The organism is Edaphobacter aggregans DSM 19364 (assembly GCF_000745965.1).
Taxonomy (GTDB): Bacteria; Acidobacteriota; Terriglobia; order Terriglobales; family Acidobacteriaceae; genus Edaphobacter; species Edaphobacter aggregans.
Window position 1 is genome coordinate 1 of record NZ_JQKI01000060.1, and the last position, 17628, is coordinate 17628.

The window sequence follows — 17628 nt, forward strand, 5'->3', positions numbered from 1 at the left end:
CGAGAAGCGCGTCATCGCTCCATGGTGCATCGGCCACTATGTGATGCAGTGACTGGTGCATCTGGCGTACGTTGCCGGGAGCAAGCCGCGCAGCCATCGGCTCCACGCTCTTGCGCTCGATCGGAAGCATCAGGCCCTTGGTGTAGTTTTCGATGGGAACAACTCGGTCCGCATGTCCGGCTACCCGGGTCAAACCATCCAGATAGGCTTGCAGACGATCAGGCTGGCGCGAGAAATTCGTCCGATGGCGGCTCATCGACCTCAACGTAAGGCATCACTGATGCCAGCGCCAGAGAAATCGAAATAAAGGTATCTATTTTATAACAGAGTAGTACTATTACTCTGTTAAAGAAAGGCGCCTGATACGAGCATTGATAGCTTCGCTCGTGGATGCGTTAAGCTTTGCAGAGATAACGAAGAAGCCCGAAGATGCATTCCCTCGCTGATCACTGCAAAAGCGGCCGTTGCCGAAAATCTGGATCGTCGGTGCTTGCTTTCGAACGAACTCCCCGAGGTTTTCATGATTCCTCGCCTCGCTTGGCCGCGATAGTAACGGGAGGATGGTCAGCAATCATTCGGGTGCAAATCTGAACTTCCGATACTAATGTGCGATGAACCGGACACCGCTCAGCGATCTCTAGTAGCCTTTGCTGTTGCTCATCAGACAAATCACCAAAGAGAGCTATCTCTCTTTCAATTCGATCGAGCATGCCTTCTTTGGTCTCGCAAGTGGCACATTCCTCCGCGTAAATTTTCGAATGTGCTAGACGCACCTCCACGCTTTTGAGCGGCCACTGTTTCCGCTCAGCATACATGCGAACGGTCATGCTCGTGCAAGCTCCCAAAGCGGCTAACAGGAGTTCGTAGGGATTGGGCCCACAATCTTTGCCACCGGAATCGCCTGGCTCATCTGCATGGAGCACATGTGAGCCCACAGATATCTTCTGCGAGTATCTCAACAGTCCCGACTTCACGACAACAGTTCTTGACACGTCATCTCTCCTTCTGATGATCACAATCAACCACTCAAGCGCTGCTCCGCAAGAGCGAGAGTAGCAATGCGGCTAGTTCGGGATTGGCAACAGGTGCGTTTGGCCGTTCACGATGACAAAACATGCCTGTCCCTATTCCTGAACCTCGGCAAAGAAGGTTACGGAACGGTCCTCGCGGAGACAGGGCCAGCGCCCAACGGCCATGGATGACTCCTGCAGGGACAGCAGAGCTAACGCTTCTTCAACGATAGTGGGTGTTAGTAAGAACCCATGACGATAAACCCCGTTGATGTACAGCGCGTTGCGCTTACGATCGAACCGACGTGCGGGCAAATGTCCGGCAGGACAGGCCGAACTTGCGTGCTGAATTCGAGGATACGCGCTTCGGCCAATGCGGGGAGCACGGAATATGCGGAGGTCAGCAGCTCAAGAGCCCCACGCACGGAAACAGTTGAGCGATCATCGCACTCGATGCTGGTTGCCCCGACGACTAGTCGTCCTTCCGCGCGAGGAGCAATGTATACCGGATAGCGCGGGTGCAACAGCCGCACCATGTGATGCAGTTCCAATTCGGGCGCGTGGAAGCGCACAATCTCCCCGCGGACGCCCCTAAGGTTCGGCCAATCGCCCTTGGCGCCCATGCCACGGCAATCCACAATTATTCCCGCATCCAGAAAAGCGTCATCGGAAATGAAAGTTTCCCAGTGGCACTCAACACCCTCGTCTTCGAGAGTGATAGCAACCGCCTTCAGGAGTTCACGATTATCCACCTGTGCACATTCCCGACTTTCCTCTCCAAAATCGACTCGATCCTCAAAACCTGACGTCCAGCCATCCGGTCCAAAAGTTGATGTTTTTGCCCGGGGCATCCCGCACTCCTCAAAATGCCACCATCTCCAACCGCGTGATAGAACACGCGCATTACCGTCTGCAGTCCGCGCTGCGAAAACATGCCCGCAGAGATCTCGCGAATGCTATTGACAGGTACCTTACGGAGCACCAAAGTGAATTCTGGTATCAGCATGCGAATGCTCTCGAGTCTCATTAGAGGCTTCCTGCTCATCATCTATGCCGTAGCGAATGTTTCAATCCCGGGGGTGCTTCCTGTCAATTTCAAAGTGGTTCTCAGAACCCTTGTCTACCTTGAAGCGATAGGTCAATTGGACGAATGCAACTGTAAGGGGAGCACCGTGATTCGAAGAGGTCATGACATATCCGGGGAAGAGATGGCCGACTCCAATGTTTGTCACAAAGGAATCTGACCAGACGTGCTTTGCGGACGCGTCAAATTCGGTGCCGATACCATCGTGTGTAAATCCAGACGAAGGCGGCCCAAACAATTTGGAGGCGGATCCTGTGTAGACCCCGTCATGGGTTGATGCCAGATGCAATGATCCAACCTGGAACAATACAAGGATGTTCTTTCTAGGCGAGAGCGTGAGACTCAGACGATTCTGTTTAATATTTTGAAAACCAAACAAGTCTACCTCGCCGAATGCGTTGTGACTGCTTGGATACTGTTGGTCATAGGTGCCGATTCGCAACGGATTCGTTCCACTGTATCCCGTCGCATAGTCATATTCACCCTGAAGGTGTGGCTTTCCGGGAATACTAGCAAAGGACCAGCCAGCGCGCAGGATCGCAGCGCCAGCGTGGATCGAATCATTGCTATAGCTACCGCGCTGCAGATCGACTGTGCCGGACGTGTCGAAACCGTGTGGTAGTTTGGAGTCCCAGAAGATTCCGGTAGTCACTTCTGTCTCTGTGCCGTATATATTCTGCCTGCTCTTGACGCGGGGTTCGGCCTTCACCAATACGAACGGCTGCAGTGTGGTCTTAGGCAGAAGTGATTTCATGGTGCCCACGGCACCATGAAAGGTCAACCCTGCACCGTGTGTGTCATAGCTCCCAGGACGAACGAGTACGACAGAGGTGCTGAAAAGTTCGACATTGTTCTTCGCTCCTATCCTCAGCTTGAAACCGTCCCAAGTACGGCCTGTGTTTGTCCAGTCGGAGACTCCCACCACACGCTCGTCGCCGAAGCGCAACTCCTGTCGGCCAGCAACCAATTGCACGCTCCGCGAGTGGAAGTCCAAATAACCTTGTCGCAAATCGAAGGTATCGCGCATGTTTGAGGCCAGATCTCTCAGGGGAAGTCCCAGCGCATGTGCGTCTTGAAACTGCAGGTAGCCTGTCAGCCACGAGACAGGACGTACCGTAACGCCGCCACGTATTCGAGTAAGCTCGTACAAACGGTCCTTGCCAGAGACATATCCCAGCGAGGTCTGCTCCTCTGTACGGCCCCGAAGCTCCATATCAAATGTTACCCATCTTGGGAGTGGGTCATATTCAAACTTGTGCTGAGTTCCCATTTTCTCCGGGTACATCTCTCGCTGAGCGTATGCAGAAGACACAGAGACCAGAGAGAGCAAGGTTACACTCAAAATCAAGCGCATGAAATTCTCCTTTTCATTCACGCTGCAGTAGCCAAACCCAGTTATCTGATCAACGCGCCGGGTAACCCGGTACGTTCCGTTGTGCGATTGCGTCTCAACCGCGATCCAAGATTCGCACGTTGCTCTACACTGGGGAATGTGATGAACGGCTAGCTTACGGTGATTCGGATCGCGAGAATCGTTGGGCCGGATCTGATTCGCAAAGACGCTTGGAGCACGAAGCCGTATACTTCCGCGCGATCCTGTTAGGGCACGGAACACAGCATGGTCCGCGGTTCAGGCTACTTCCATCTCGCGCGCCGCTTCCAGCCGCATTTGCTTGCGTATCTCGGCTTCGTGGAAACGCCTTTTTTGAATTTCGGTGTCCAGCGTCAGCGGCGGCACCACCACGGACTTGCCTTTGTCATAGGCCACCATGGTGAAGTAGCATCTGGTGGTGTTGCGCACGGTGCGTTCCAGGAAGTTTTCCGCGACCACCTTGATGCCAACCTCCATCGAAGTGTGGCCAACGTGGTTGACGCTGGCGTAGAAAGTGACCATCTCGCCGACGTGGACAGGCTGCTTGAACAACACCTGATCCACCGACAGTGTTACCACGTAGCAGCCGGCGTAGCGGCTGGCACAGGCGAAGGCCACCTCGTCCAGCAGCTTAAGCAGCACGCCGCCGTGTACATTGCCGGAGAAGTTGGCCATGTCCGGCCTCATCAGCACCGACATGGTCAGCTCGCGTTGGTCTACATTCTGTTCGCTCATTCCCTGCCGAATCCTTTCTGCATTTATCAATGGCGGAACTCCTAAAAGATCATGAACGACACATATGTTTTCAGGAACAGAAGGCCCCATCCGTCCAGATAACCGACGACGGCAAGGAAGATCGCTCCCGCCCACTGCAAACGCGTTCTCTTCGGTATAGGCTAACGTGTTCTCGGAGGCCCCGTTGCGACCGAACTCAGGTTCTTGTGCTACGACTGCCTAAGCAGACGATTCTGAAGCGGCGAACTGAAGGGCGAGAGCACGGCGATCAGTCGAACCCTTTGCCGTACGTGGAAAGTTGGCCACTATGTGGATCCGTTGTGGCACTTCGAAGGCGCTGAGCTGTGTACGGCAATAATCTTGCAATTCGCTCTCGGTGGCTTGCATCCCTGGGCGCAGAATGACGGCTGCCTCGACATTCTCTCCATAGATTTTGTCGGCCTCACCAAACGATGCCGCTTCCAGCACTTTCGGATGAGCCAAGAGAACTACATCGATGTCGTGCGGGGAGATCTTTTCGCCACCGCGGTTAATCATCTCCTTCAACCTTCCCCCCAAGAAGATGTAGCCGTCCTCGTCTTTGCTACCGAGGTCGCCGCTACGGTACCACCCATCGACAAAGCTCGCCGAATTCGCCTCAAGATTACTCAAATATCCTGCCGTAACCGTCGCACCTCGCACCCAGATCTCCCCAACGCCACCCGATGGCACATTTCGTCCGCTTTCGTCGACAATTCGTATCTCGACACCTGTGGCCAAGCCCACAGATGACGTTTTGTTGGGTCCATTGATGGGAAGAGGATTCGACGACAGTTGGTGACAGGTTTCCGTCATACCATAAGCAGAAATCATGGGGGACCCGAATGTCGCTGTGGTGGCAGCGGCAAGTTCCTCGTCCAGCGGTGCGCTGCAACTGCGGATGAACCGAAGGGGGACCGGAGAGGACCTCGGGTAATCGTGGGAGGCCCGATTAAGAAGAATGCGGTGAATGGTGGGCACTGCCGTATACCAGGTCACACCAAGGCGAAGCACATCTGGCCAGAACAAATGGGCTGAGAACGCACCCGTACTCGGAACATAGGCGGCGCCGCCGCTTGCCAAGGTTGATAGCAACCCACAGACAAGCCCATGTCCGTGAAACAGAGGCATGACAAGGAGCGTCGCGTCGTTGGACGACAGCGCATAACCGGAGGAGATGTTTTCGATTGACGCAGCAATGTTGCGGTGCGTCCAAGGAACAAGCTTGGGCAAGCCGGTCGTACCGCCCGTAAACATCAAGAGAGCGATGTCGTCAAACTCAATCAAAATCCTTGGCTCGGTGGTCCCGCCAGGCGCTGAAGTGTGCCCTTCCTTGTCGACGATTCGCACCTCGGAGGAGCTCCCAGACCCTTCAAGGTCCATGATCCAGTAGGAAAGGCTTTTGGGGATGCTGCTTGGGAACCCCTGCCCATTCGCCAGTTGCCCGGTTACCAACAAGGCATTCGCGGACAATTGTGAGAGTCGTCTCTCCAGTTCGTTTGCCGTTAGTGCCGGGTTCAAGGGCGCAACACGAGCGCCTGAAAACATAATTGCGAGAAGACCTAGCACAAACTCAACACTGTTGTCTGATAGCAATGCGATTGTATTGCCGCGCTTCAATCCCATCCGGAAAAGTTGCGCCATAGCCGACCGAACGAGAGCGTCCAGTTGGCGGTAAGTAATGGTCGTTCGCAGGTCGGAAGTACCAATGGCGATCCTTGCGGGTTGCTGTTGAACGTGCCTCGTGAGCAACTCCGATAGAGGGCACTCGAATGGCACAGCTGTGTTGGCAATTGTCGGCGTAGTAGTCACAATATCGCTCCCTCAATTCTGTGCAGCGCCAATCTGGCTCTCGGCGATGTACTCGAGGATCAAGTCGGCCAGCGAAGACGCAGCTCCGACGAACCCTGTTGTCGATTTGGGTTCTGATGGTCATAAGACGTGTCACGCTGCCGGCGCGTCGGACGACCACTGGACCCTCGCCGCCGTCACCGCGACCCCAGCCGTGATCACGAGCGGCAGCACGGGAGCGAAGATCGGCGCATGAAAGAAGAGATACGCTCCGGCCGTGGCGCCGATGACGAGAGAGATGAGGACGCCCCGATACCGGCGGCGCTCGTCACGGGTCAACCCCCAATTGACCAGGTCGCTGGCCAGGACGATGAAGGTGCCGGTGGCGGCGGTCGTGAAGATGCCCTCCACGTGCAGCTTGCGAACGGCACCGCTCTGCAGTCCCATCGCCAGCGCCCAGACGGCCAGAAGAATGGGAACCGCACTGGCACCGGGCCGGCCACTGGTCGCAAACCAGATCGCCACGAAGCAGAGGTGGGCCAGCAGAGAGACGCCGAGGGCGAACGTCGTCCGCGGCGACCAGGTGACGCCACTCTTCTGCTTGTCCGAGGACGTGATTCTTGTCGCGAAGTAGATGCCGACTGCGAAGCCGGCCATCGACGCTAGGACCGACACGATGCGGGGCACGGGGTTGCCCGCGATCCCCATCCCCAGAAACGCGACGTTGCCCGTCATGAACGCCGTGAAGACCTTTCCCAATCCGAGGAAACTGATCGAGTCTATCGAGCCCGACGAAACCGTGAGGGCGTCGAGGAGCCAGTGACGGATTCGGACGTCGCTGATCTGGCGTTCGATAGTTCCGGTAGCTATTGTGACAGTGCTCATAAGTTTGATTCCTTTCATCAGTTAGGCAATGTTGTTCGGGTACACCTGCTCGACTGCGGGTCGGCTACTTCTTTTCCGAGATACCGCTGTGCGGGTTCAGATTCGTGATGTGACCGCTCTCGGTGCCTGCTGTCGGGTCGATGACGCAGTTGATCAATGCCGGTTTGCCCGACGCCAGGGTTTCGGTAAGGGCCTTGGTGAGCCCTTGCGGGTCGGTGACATGATGACCAGTGCCCCCGAACGCCTCAATGAGTTTGTCGTAGCGCGAGTCTTTGACGAAAGTCATGGATGACGGATCCGTACCTCCCCCGCGGTTGACATCGTCCCCGCGATAGATGCCGCCGTTGTTGAACACAATCGTGACGACCGGCAGTGAATAGCGGCAAATGGTCTCAATCTCCATGCCGCTAAAACCGAAGGCACTATCGCCTTCAATGGCGACGACAGGTTTTCCTGTGGTCACAGCAGCGCCGATGGCATATCCCATACCGATGCCCATCACGCCCCACGTTCCCGTGTCGAGTCGCTTCCGCGGTTCGTACATATCGATGATGTTGCGAGCAAAATCGAGCGTGTTTGCCCCTTCGTTTACGACGTAGACACCCTTATTTCTCGCGAGTGTGTCCCTGATTGCGCGAAGTGCGCTCGAATAGTTCATCGGATTGGGATTGGCATCGAGGCTTGCCGCCATGCGTTCGATGTTGTGCTGCTTGCGATCAGCGATCGCTTTGGTCCAGGCAGCCTGAACCTTAATCTGGCCGGGCTTGAGCGCGGCCAGAAATGCGGACATAGCTGACCCAATGTCCGCGACAACGGGTGCCGCGATCGGGCGGTTGCTGTCAATCTCCGTCGGCGAAATGTCAACCTGGACGAAACGTACGTTGGGCGACCACTGCGGGGGTTTGCCATGCCCCAGAAGCCAGTTCAGGCGAGCCCCGATCAGCATGACGACATCGGCCTGGCCAAGAACGAAAGAGCGGGCCGCGGCCGCACATTGAGGATGGTTATCAGGCAGGAGTCCCTTGGCCATCGACATAGGCAGATAGGGGATACCCGTCGTCTCAATGAATGACCTGATGTCAGCGTCGGCCTGCGCATAAGCAGCGCCTTTTCCAAGAATGATGAGCGGGCGCTGTGCGTTCGCAAGAAGCTCGAGCGCGCGTTCGATCGATTCTGGGGCAGGAATCTGCCGGGGTGCAGGATCGACAACCCGCACCAGCGAGTTGGTTCCGGCATCCGCGTCGAGTGCCGCGCCAAGGACGTTGGCGGTCAAGTCCAGGTAGACGCCGCCGGGACGCCCGGACACAGCAGCATGAATCGCACGCGCGATGCCAACGCCAATGTCTTCGGGCCTGTTGACTCGGTAGGCCGCCTTTGTGTAGGGCTTTGCGGCATTCATCTGATCGAGCTCTTCATAATCGCCTTGTTGGAGATCGATGATGTGACGCTCGCTCGAGCCGCTGATCTGGATCATGGGGAAGCCGTTGGTGGTAGCATTGGCGAGTGCCACCAGGCCGTTCAGGAAGCCTGGCGCAGAAACGGTCAGGCAAACTCCCGGCTTCTTGGTCAGATAACCTGCTATGGCGGCAGCGTTTCCTGCCGATTGCTCATGACGGAAGCCGATGAACCTCATTCCTTCTGCCTGGGCCAGCCGGGCCAGATCAGTGATCGGAATTCCTGGAACGCCGTAGATCGTGTCGATTCCGTTGAGCTTGAGCGCGTCGATAACCAGATGAAATCCGTCGGTTAAGGCCTGCGCTTTCTGCCCGTTTGATGATTCCAATTCGCTCAATGATTTCTGTTCAATTGCAGACATAGAGTTTCTCCTCTCCAACTGGGGAGCGAATTTCTAGCTCCCGATAAGGTTCGTGGCGCTCACGCGCTGTGTTTCGCTTCGAGTTCGGCTAATCGATTGCGCAAATCTCGCAATTCGGCGAAGCCTTTGGTATCGTCGCGAATCACGGCCACTAGTCCTGTTACCCTTCGTTGCGGCCCGAGGAGCAACCCGACCGTAAATGCGATGGACAAGGTTCGTCCGTCTTTGTGCATGGCTGGAACTCGCAGCACGTCGTGCTGGTACCGCGTCTGCCCAGTCGCTATGGTTCGTTCGTAACCGGCCCAGTGACGCTCTCGCAAACGCTCCGGAATGATGAGATCGAGCGAGGTTCCGATCGCCTCAGCCAGAGTGAATCCGAAAAGACGCTCGGCCGCGGCGTTCCAAAACCTGATTACACCGTCACCGTCGCAGATGACGACTGCATCGCCGAGTGCCTCCACTAATTGCTGGCAGCCGACAAACGTTTCCAGATTGCTAGTCGTTATCCCGCTACCTGCGGAACCGACGTCCGTTTCACGAAGCATGTCCACTTCGTTTTCTGCTTCTCGTTTGTTCGTAAGCATGGAGTGTCTCTCTTCGATTTGTTCACGTTGGGCTCTGATCTATCCGACCGATGCCCCTGGAAAGTCGGGGATGGTCAGATCCACCGAGTTTTCCAGTGCGTCGGCCAGCTCTTTTACAGTTGTCCCATCACTTCTGAGAAAGCACAGGCTCTTTGGACTCGGACTTGGGCTTGGAGTCGATCCCCGTCGACCCGACCACGTTCCCTTCGTGCAGCTTGACGATCTGGTCTTTGCTGTAGCCGAGCTCACGCAGCACCTCGTCGGTGTGCTCGCCCAGGAGCGGCGCGCTCTTGACCTCGGGCGTGAAGGCCGAAAACTTCATCGGGCAGCCGACGGTCCAGTACGAGCCGCGCGTCTTGTGCGGGACCTCGACGACGGTCCCGTTGCTCTGCAGGAACGCGTCGTGCTTGAGTTCCTTCGTGGACAGCACCGGCGAGCACGGCACCTCGAACTTGCTAAAGTAGTCGACGGCCTCGTACTTGGTCTTGTCCGCGAGAAACTTCTCGATCTCCGCGAAGATGTCGAAGATGTGGGGCTGTCGCGCCTTGGCCGTGGCGTACTTCGGGTCGTTCGCCCATTCCGGATGCCCGATAGCCTCGGCGGTTCGCACCCAGTTCGAACCCTGGATCGTGAAGTAGATGTAGGCGTTGGGGTCGGTCTCCCAGCCTTTGCACTTGAGCACCCAGCCAGGCTGGCCACCGCCGCCGGCGTTGCCGCCGCGCGGGACGGCGTCGCCGAACGTGCCGTTGGGGTACTGCGGGTACTCCTCCAGGTAGCCGACGCGCTCGAGCCGCTCCTGGTCGCGGAGCTTGACGCGGGTGAGATTCAGCACCGCTTCCTGCATGGACATGAACACCCTCTGGCCCTTGCCGGTCTTTTCACGCTGCATGAGGGCGGCGAGGATGCCGATCAAGAGGTGCATGCCGGTGTTGCTGTCGCCGAGCGCGGAGCCGGCGACCGTCGGCGGGCCGTCCCAGAAGCCCGTCGTCGAGGCGGCGCCGCCAGCGCACTGGGCCACGTTTTCGTACGCCTTGACGTCGGTGAAGGGCGAGCCATCGGGGAAGCCCTTGACCACGCCGAAGATCAGGCGCGGGTTGAGCTCATGGATATGCTCCCAGGTGAAGCCCTGGCGGTCGAGCGCGCCCGGCGCCATGTTTTCGACCATCACGTCGGAGCGACGGATCAGCTCCTCCAGGATCGCCTTGCCTTCGGGCGTCTTGGAATCGATTTCGAGCGACCGCTTGTTGCTGTTGACCATGGTGAAGTACAGCGCGTCCACGTTCGGGATGTCGCGCAACTGGATTCGGGTGTTGTCTCCGGTGTGCATGCGCTCGACTTTCAGGACCTCGGCGCCCAACCACGCCATTAACTGCGTACACGACGGTCCGGACTGCACTCCCGTGTAGTCGATGACTTTGATTCCTTCAAGAGGTAAACTCATAATCACAATCTCCTTTTGTTTTCTCAGTTCTCAGCGAGCGGGCTATATGCACATTCGCACGTTGCTCTAATCTCGGGAATGTGAGCAACGGCTAGCTCACAGTGATTGAGCCGGAGCCAATGTCATCTCCTTGACTGGTGACACTTGGGCCTGAACGTCGTCATTTTGAAGGGAGCATAAGGACGCCCCTTGCGCACATCCGGGGATCCGATTTGGTTGACTGGAGTGACTCCGCGTAAGCCAAATCTCGCGTCGAACACGAGTAGGGCAAGCACGTGACTAGACGTCGTTGCGACCGGGCGCTCGGCCATCTTGCGCGTTCCTGCGTGTTTGAACGAGAGTGCTTAACTTCGCAGAAAGATCATGCGCGAGTCCTTGCAGTGCCCGGCCTGAAATGAGCCAAATGCAGAGAGAGAATTTTGTCTAGGAGCATTTGGAGCACATCCGATCCGACAACGGACCTGAGTTCGTAGCCAAAGAACCGCGTCAGTGGTTGGCAGCAACCGGCGCGAAAACGCTGTAAATCGAACCCGGTTCTCCGTGTGAGAACGGTTGCTAATCGTTCAAATCAAAACTGCGAGACGAGTTCCTGAACGGGGAGATATTTACTCGCTGAAGGAACTGCAGGTGTTGGCCGAGCGCTGGCGCACTCACTACAACAACACCGTCCGACCGCACTCCTCGTCGGGATATAAACCACTCGCGCCAGAGGCGTGGCTGACAAACAGCACGGGGCATGGAGAAGTGGAAACCGCTACGCGCTTTCCACTTCTCCACCAGTCGTCATCGATACACTTCCCCATGTGATTCGCGGAATTCGCGCGCCTTCCCCGCCATGCCTTCTTTCACGTCGCAGGCATACGTATCGCGAATTTCCTGTGTGATTTTCATAGAGCAAAACTTGGGTCCGCACATCGAGCAGAAATGCGCCGTCTTTGCTGCCTCATGGGGAAGTGTTTCGTCGTGATACTCTCTTGCGCGCTCGGGATCCAGGCTCAGGTTGAACTGGTCTTGCCAGCGGAATTCGAATCTCGCCTTCGAGAGCGCGTTATCGCGCAACTGCGCTCCAGGCCACCCCTTTGCCAGATCTGCCGCATGTGCAGCAATCTTGTAGGTGACGACTCCGCTCCGCACGTCCTCCTTGTCAGGAAGACCAAGGTGTTCCTTCGGCGTGACGTAGCACAGCATGGAGGTGCCATACCAACCGATCTGCGCAGCACCAATGGCACTAGTGATGTGGTCATACCCTGGAGCAATGTCGGTGACCAAGGGACCCAATGTGTAGAATGGCGCCTCCATACAGTGCCGCAGCTCCTCAGTCATGTTCTGTTCGATCAGTTGCATTGGAATATGCCCGGGACCTTCGATCATCACCTGCACGTCATGCTCCCAGGCCTTTGCTGTGAGTTCGCCCAGCGTCCGCAACTCTGCAAACTGCGCCTCGTCGTTGGCGTCGTACACTGAGCCTGGCCGCAAGCCATCGCCCAGGCTGAACGATACGTCGTACGCTTTCATGATTTCGCATATCTCATCGAAGTGCGTATAGAGGAAGTTCTCCTCGTGATGTGCCAGGCACCACTTGGCCATGATGGACCCGCCGCGGGAAACGATACCTGTCATCCTGGAGGCAGTCAGCGGAATCCACGGCAGGCGTACTCCTGCATGCAGGGTGAAGTAATCGACGCCTTGCTCCGCCTGCTCAATCAGCGTATCGCGGACGAGTATCCACGTGAGTTCTTCGGCACGGCCCCCGACCTTCTCGAGAGCCTGATAGATGGGAACCGTACCAATGGGAACCGGCGCATTACGCAGAATCCATTCACGCGTCTCGTGAATGTGCTTCCCGGTGGAGAGATCCATGATGGTATCCGCTCCCCAATGGATGCCCCACACCATTTTGTCGACCTCGTCAGCCAACGAGGAGGCCACCGCCGAGTTTCCAATGTTTCCATTGATCTTCACCTTGAAGTTGCGGCCAATGATCATCGGCTCCAACTCCGGATGATTGATGTTGGCCGGTATGATGGCGCGGCCTGCGGCTACTTCATCACGCACGAATTCCGGAGTGATCTCCGTAGCAAGCCGGGCTCCGAACTCCTTGCCCGGGTGCGCGCGTAGGAGTGCCGCGTAAGCCGAGTCCCGCTGCAACTCATGCAGCTTCATTGATTCCCCGCAGTGCGACAAACTCCATCTCTGGAGTCACGATTCCTTTGCGGGCGTAGTGCGCCTGCGATACATTACGTCGCGTCGCGGCAGTGCGCGCCGCGGACGTGTTTGTGCAGGAAAGCGGATCTCGTGGGTCAGCAAATCGTTAGCGGGTTGCCGCCCGTACCCCGAGGTCGATCCGCTCAGAACCTCAGTGTCTCCTCGCTCGCTGATCCATGCTCGACGGAGCTTGGGTAGGCCTTGTGCCAAGTCAATGATGCAATCTGGATTACTGAACGGCCCCGAACTGTCGTACACGGGAACGGGCGGGTTCTCTTCAACGCCTCGGGAGTGGTGTGTCGGGGAAAGTGTGATCTCCCGGTACGGTACGCGGAGATCCGGGCGGCTTCCCTGAATGTACTTTTTTTGCGAGGCTGGAAAGGCAGTGGGCAGACGAAGCGAAGAGAATGTAGAGGCAGTCTCCCGCATGTGATCCCTCCTACTTAGTCGTAAAACAGGAGGGTCATGCTATCCATATAAGCTGGAAACGCATACAGCCTTGAATCTTCCCACGCCGGTATTGCCCGGATCGGGTTCAAAGGGTATTTCTCAGCCCTAGTACGTAGAGCACCCCTGGTTCACTGTGGCCATTTAATCATGTGCGTTGAGTGCTGAAAATTACATGAATATGTGATTGCTCGCCCATCGATTGATTGCTACTCTCAGACTGTCGTGACGTTCAGCCGGAATGACGGGAAAGCTTCCCGTGGCCAACATCATCGGCGGTGGTTTTGGAGGATTGGCCGCAGCCAAGCCCCGATGTTATTTCAAAAAAAACCTTCTACCTTTCGCTATCGACCGTAATGACGAGCTGTAGGACATCGATGGCATTCAACAGATCGCGAAATTACTTCATGACATAGGCTCTTGATAGCCCCGACCATCGGAACCCATCTCGACAGCCGGTCACAACCACAATCTCTTCGAGTAAGTCACAATCTCGCTTTTGAAAATGAGGAACCGGACAGGAGAATGTCATGTCCGGAACTGTTATTCAATAGGGGAGGGGAAGTGAAAGAGATCCTCATTGTCGATGACATGCGCCAAAATCGCGAACTAATACGCGAATCGCTCAACAACTTGGGTTATCGGCTCTTCGAGGCCGAGAACGCAAACGATGCCATGCGAATGATGCAGATCAGCGCTGTGGACCTGGTCATCTCCGACGTGCGAATGCCTGGGCGTTCCGGGATCGAACTTGTACGGCAAATGCGGAGCGAACACCCCGACACGACCGTTGTCCTCATCACCGCATTTAGCTCTGTAGGTGGCGCAGTCGATGCTATGAGGGCCGGAGCATACGATTACGTCACCCGCCCTGTAACTCCTGGCGACCTGCGTTGCTTGGTGAAGTGTGCTCTGGAGGCAGGAGCAAGAGGGAAAGAAAATTCCGCCGGCGGGGATGCACTGGATTTGAAATATGGATTTGAAGATATGCTGGGTCAATCCCGCGCCCTGCGTCAAACGCTACAACAAGCTGCGAAGGTAGCGCCAACGAACGCGACCCTCCTCATCCAGGGCGAGACGGGGACAGGCAAGGAACTTCTGGCCCGTGGCATTCACGCGCGCAGCAACCGCAGCGCGAAACCATTTGTGACCGTAAACTGTGGAGCAATTCCGAGGGATCTTATCGAGGCCACCCTGTTCGGACACGTAAGAGGCTCCTTTACAGGCGCCGTTATGGACAGGAGAGGCAAGGTTGAATGCGCAAACAGAGGGACCCTGTTTCTCGATGAGATTGGGGAATTCCCGCTGGATTCGCAGGCCAAGTTGTTGCGCCTCCTGCAACAGGGAGAGATTGAGAAGGTCGGTGAACCATCGAGCACGCGGGTCGATGTGAGAATCGTCGCCGCGACCCATCGTTGCCTGCATACGATGGTAGAAAACGGCGCCTTTCGTGAGGATCTTTATTATCGGCTCAACGTTGTCCCGCTCAAACTGCCTGCGTTGCGGGAGCGCATAGAAGATGTTCCAGAACTCGTACGGTTTCTCTTCAAGCGAAGTTGCAGCAAGCATGGGCTGCGTGGCGTTGTGCTTCCTGAGCATTTGCTCAGCCGTTTTATGGCCTACTCTTGGCCGGGAAACATCCGCGAACTGGAGAATACTGTAGAACGCATTGCGCTTCTTGCCGGCGGACCCGAAATCGCATTAACCGACCTGCCGGAATTCCTCGGAGATGGCAGCGACCCCAACCTGATTCTCCCGCCCAACGGAATCAATCTGGACAGCCTCCAGCGTCACCTGCTCCACAGGGCCCTGGAAAGATGCAAATGGAACCAATCTCAGGCTGCGCGGCTTCTTGGTCTCAGCCGGAAGACGCTGATCTATCGGATCCGCAAGTATCAGCTCTGGCCAACCCGTGGCGCACTGCAAAGCGGCGCTTGTGAAATGATAACGGAAGGAAAAGATCAGCTCGTGCTAGACAAAGAAGTACCTGAGGGAACGATATGTCCTTAGATTCCTGCAGGCCATCTTTCTCTCTCGGCACCGAAAGCCGCTATCAACGACTTCTCGAAGCCGCGCCCGATGCCATCCTCGAGATCGATAGCTCTGGGAAAATTGTCCTAATTAACTCCCAAGTAGAGAAGCTCTTTGGATACAGGCGAGAGGAACTGCTGGGCGAAGTGGTCGAAATCCTCATTCCGGAGCGATTTAGGAAGCGCCACCCAGCTCACCGGGCTGGATATTGCGCCCACCCGGTCATTCGTCCGATGGGTTCGGGACTCGATCTCTGGGCGCGACGCGCAGATGGAACGGAATTCGCGGTCGATATCAATTTGAGTCCGTTCAGCGGCGAGTCGGGCCTGGGAGTCATTTGTGTCATTCGCGACGTTTCTGATCGCAAGGCGGTCGAGGAGCAGGTCAGGCTGCTCAATTTAAGTCTTGAACAACGAACCCGGGAGCTAGCCACCACAAATGCGGAGCTGGAAAATCGTAATCTCGAGGTGGAAAAGGCCAACCGGCGAAAAAGCAACTTTCTGGCGACCATGAGCCACGAGCTCCGCACACCTCTCAATGTAATCATCGGCTTCTCAGACTTGCTTGCCGAGCAGACTGCCGGACCTCTGAACCAGAAACAGCGACAGTTTGTTAGTCACATCAAGGAGAGTTCGCGGCACCTGCTCGCGCTGGTCGACGATATTCTTGATCTGTCGAAGATCGAAGCTGGCCACTTGGAGCTGAAGTATGAAAGCTTCTCTCTGAATACTGCTGCTTCCGAGGTCCTAGCAACAGTGCGCCCGCTGGCTGAAGCGAAGCAGATCCAACTGGAAACCGAGTTTCCTGAGGAGATCACCATGTTCGCGGACAACCTACGGCTGAAGCAGGTGCTCTACAACCTTCTAACAAATGCGATTAAATTCACTTCTGAGAAAGGAAACGTCTGCCTGATTACTGAGTCCGAGCGAGCTTTCGTGAAACTCTCCGTAATCGATACAGGGGTCGGAATACCGTACGAGGAGCACGAATCCATCTTCGAGGCATTTCATCAAGTTTCGACCACGGCGCCCCGCTCACATGAGGGAACTGGCCTCGGTCTCTCGATTACGAAGCTGCTTATCGAACAGCACGGAGGAAGAATCTGGGTGGAGAGCGAGCCCGGCATGGGAAGTCGGTTTCATGTGACACTTCCTCTCAAGACGAACTCGTGAAAATCTCCTTGTGCTGTACAAGGTGCCGTAACATGACAATCCTTTTGGCCGATGACAACGCTGCCAGCCGCGAGCTAATGCGAGAGATACTCGAGGCATGCGGCTACAATGTGGCTGAAGCTGCTAATGGCCGCGAGGCTCTTGATCTTATCAGCGAGTCCCCGCCAGACCTTGTCCTCCTCGATTTGCAAATGCCGGTCATGGACGGATTCGCGGTAGTCCGCGCCGTCCGCTCTGACGAACGCCTGCGGTTGCTGACTGTAATTGCGCTCACAGCAAGCGCAATGCTAGGAGACAGGGAAAGAGCAATCGCCGCTGGATTCGATTCTTATATCGCCAAGCCTATCAGCCTTGAGAACGTTCGTAATCAGATTCGTCAGGTTGCCAAGCATAAATCGGGACGCAGCCTGTAATCATCTCTGCCCGCCCAAGCTCCTGTCCTCCTTCTTTCTCTGCGAGAGCACTTCACGACGCAGTGGAAACCTGCCCGGCCCCAACCTGTTTTGCGCTGGCTTCGAGCCCAGGCGCGGCGCTGTGTAGGAGCCCACGAGCAAGATCGATGTCAACTTTGGAATCTGTATATAAGGGCCGGAGGTGTCGTAGAGTGGCAGAGCGTTCTGTTCAACCCTGTCGCTGTGTCGTTTCAGAAAGAGAGAGTTCGCGGTAGGGCACCTTCACATCAGCCCGACTGCCGGAAAAGTACCGCTTAGCCGACGCTGGTAGGACGAGGGCGCGCGAATCTCGGCAACCGTCATTTTTGGTCTTTGACATTGAATTCCTCAGTTTGGGTAGGGTACGCGGAGCTATGTTCCTGATGTTCCGGAGGTAAGAGTATTGGGTATAGAACTGCATCGCTCCATACTTCTCATGCTTCCAGAATGCTTGCAGCCAATCGAAGGTGGCTTGTTGAATGGCGCGGTTGTTTGTGTTGGGAGAACCAAAACCTCCAAAGCCGATAATGGCCCGCGGATTTTTTGTGTTGGTGGTACGATCTGCGTTTCTTGGTGAAGTGTGTGAAAACTGTGACTTGTTGCCCA

Annotated in this window: 15 protein-coding genes, 1 pseudogene and 1 riboswitch; of the genes and pseudogenes, 4 read left to right on the forward strand and 12 right to left on the reverse strand. The window is 56.2% G+C overall.

All coding sequences use genetic code 11. The features are described from left to right. The 10 genes from Q363_RS20005 to frc form a co-directional block, all read right to left on the reverse strand. On the reverse strand, positions 1 to 256 hold a 256-nt coding region (locus Q363_RS20005), incomplete at its 3' end, for a transposase (protein WP_035353947.1). Positions 257 to 518: 262 nt separating this feature from the next. Beyond that, positions 519 to 1016, reverse strand: coding sequence for an OsmC family protein (locus Q363_RS20010; protein WP_342667435.1), 498 nt, complete (start codon positions 1014 to 1016; stop codon positions 519 to 521). A gap of 233 nt (positions 1017 to 1249) precedes the next feature. Continuing rightward, entirely contained in the window at positions 1250 to 1861 is a 612-nt protein-coding gene (locus Q363_RS20015) for an FAD-dependent oxidoreductase (protein WP_084080579.1), read from the reverse strand. Between the two features lie 216 nt (positions 1862 to 2077). Then, positions 2078 to 3448, reverse strand: a complete 1371-nt coding sequence (locus Q363_RS20020) for an alginate export family protein (RefSeq protein ID WP_051979044.1) — start codon at positions 3446 to 3448, stop codon at positions 2078 to 2080. Between the two features lie 276 nt (positions 3449 to 3724). Further along, positions 3725 to 4201 (reverse strand): acyl-CoA thioesterase, encoded by a 477-nt coding sequence (locus Q363_RS20025; RefSeq protein ID WP_035353950.1) that lies wholly within the window; start codon positions 4199 to 4201, stop codon positions 3725 to 3727. Positions 4202 to 4420: 219 nt separating this feature from the next. Then, on the reverse strand, positions 4421 to 6031 hold the full coding sequence (locus tag Q363_RS20030; protein WP_051979045.1) for an AMP-binding protein: 1611 nt from the start codon (positions 6029 to 6031) through the stop codon (positions 4421 to 4423). Positions 6032 to 6163: 132 nt separating this feature from the next. Then, positions 6164 to 6895: a YoaK family protein gene (locus tag Q363_RS20035; protein WP_051979046.1), complete on the reverse strand. Its 732-nt coding sequence runs from the start codon at positions 6893 to 6895 to the stop codon at positions 6164 to 6166. 64 nt (positions 6896 to 6959) lie between these two features. Continuing rightward, positions 6960 to 8711, reverse strand: a complete 1752-nt coding sequence (oxc, locus tag Q363_RS20040) for an oxalyl-CoA decarboxylase (RefSeq protein WP_051979047.1) — start codon at positions 8709 to 8711, stop codon at positions 6960 to 6962. Between the two features lie 59 nt (positions 8712 to 8770). Then, the gene (locus Q363_RS20045; protein ID WP_157467231.1) at positions 8771 to 9256 is read right to left on the reverse strand and encodes a PAS domain S-box protein; all 486 of its coding nucleotides are present in this window, start codon (positions 9254 to 9256) and stop codon (positions 8771 to 8773) included. 166 nt (positions 9257 to 9422) lie between these two features. After that, entirely contained in the window at positions 9423 to 10736 is a 1314-nt protein-coding gene (gene frc / locus Q363_RS20050; RefSeq protein ID WP_051979048.1) for a formyl-CoA transferase, read from the reverse strand. A 439-nt stretch (positions 10737 to 11175) separates the two neighbouring features. Between frc and Q363_RS38635 the strand changes: the two are divergent. Continuing rightward, positions 11176 to 11543 (forward strand): annotated as a pseudogene (locus tag Q363_RS38635) (integrase core domain-containing protein); the annotation flags it as partial. Here the strand turns inward: Q363_RS38635 and thiC are convergent. Together thiC and Q363_RS45900 are read right to left on the reverse strand one after the other, a co-directional pair. Then, positions 11520 to 12899 (reverse strand): phosphomethylpyrimidine synthase ThiC, encoded by a 1380-nt coding sequence (gene thiC, locus Q363_RS20055; RefSeq protein ID WP_245632345.1) that lies wholly within the window; start codon positions 12897 to 12899, stop codon positions 11520 to 11522. The pseudogene Q363_RS38635 and the gene thiC sit on opposite strands and share 24 nt — an antisense overlap. A gap of 36 nt (positions 12900 to 12935) precedes the next feature. Continuing rightward, a complete protein-coding gene (locus Q363_RS45900; RefSeq protein WP_211256263.1) occupies positions 12936 to 13370 on the reverse strand; it encodes a hypothetical protein in 435 nt (144 codons plus the stop codon). Between the two features lie 60 nt (positions 13371 to 13430). Next, positions 13431 to 13526, reverse strand: a riboswitch (TPP riboswitch). Positions 13527 to 13952: 426 nt separating this feature from the next. Between Q363_RS45900 and Q363_RS20060 the strand changes: the two genes are divergently transcribed. From Q363_RS20060 to Q363_RS20070, 3 genes are read left to right on the forward strand one after another with little or no spacing between them, the layout of a single operon-like run. After that, on the forward strand, positions 13953 to 15398 hold the full coding sequence (locus Q363_RS20060) for a sigma-54-dependent transcriptional regulator (protein ID WP_051979049.1): 1446 nt from the start codon (positions 13953 to 13955) through the stop codon (positions 15396 to 15398). After that, entirely contained in the window at positions 15389 to 16591 is a 1203-nt protein-coding gene (locus Q363_RS20065; RefSeq protein ID WP_051979050.1) for a PAS domain-containing sensor histidine kinase, read from the forward strand. Before Q363_RS20060 ends, Q363_RS20065 begins: the two co-directional genes overlap by 10 nt. Positions 16592 to 16623: 32 nt before the next feature. After that, positions 16624 to 17004, forward strand: coding sequence for a response regulator (locus Q363_RS20070; protein ID WP_035353953.1), 381 nt, complete (start codon positions 16624 to 16626; stop codon positions 17002 to 17004). Positions 17005 to 17628 lie beyond the last annotated feature (624 nt).